1 protein-coding gene is annotated in these 586 nt (G+C 68.4%); it reads left to right on the top strand.

Going from position 1 to position 586, the window contains the following annotated elements; translation table 11 throughout:
• Nucleotides 1-351: 351 nt before the first annotated feature.
• Nucleotides 352-586: hypothetical protein (locus AC1DWF_RS36775; RefSeq protein ID WP_476843361.1), on the top strand; the 235-nt coding region annotated here is incomplete at its 3' end.

The following is a 586-nucleotide window of genomic DNA, read 5'->3' as shown; positions in this document are numbered from 1 at the left end:
GACGGAGGGCGCGTGCCGGTGAGAACCTGCCTGCAACCGACGGCCCTTGGGAGAACGCCCCGACGAGGCTTCCGGCCCCGCCTCCAAAGCGTTACAAATGCCGCCAGGATGAAGAGCCTCTTCCTGCCCCGTGCCCGCCTCACGATCGAGGTGGTGTAAGATCATGGCGGCTCCTGGCGCCACCTCGGCACCAGGCGACTGCGCCGCACGTCCCGTCTCTCGCGCCCCTTACTCTTCCAGCTTGGCATCAGCGGTGCGCCCTGCCTCGTGGTCGCCATTGCCTGCACGCCAGCGCCGCACGCACGGAGGCGTTGGCTCGACGCGGCGCTGGACCGGGGTGGAGGGCGCGCCGTGAGCCAGCCCATCGATTGGAAGCATGTCCACCGCAGCATCCGGATACGGGTGGCGCTCGGCGAACTGCTCCTGCCCGCCTTGAAATTCTGGCTTCCCGGCGTGCTGCTTCTGCTGCTCTGCATCTGGTGGCTGCTTTCCACGGGCAAGCTAGCCGCGCCTTCGACGTTCGGCCTCCCGAGCCCGGCGCCAGTCTCAGGTCGAGGGCCGCGAGCAACGGACTTCAGCGTCATCC

The sequence above is a fragment of the Aminobacter sp. P4_D5 genome (assembly GCF_056401815.1).
Note: the sequence above shows the minus strand (reverse complement) of the source record. Positions and strands in the feature narration are given on the sequence as shown.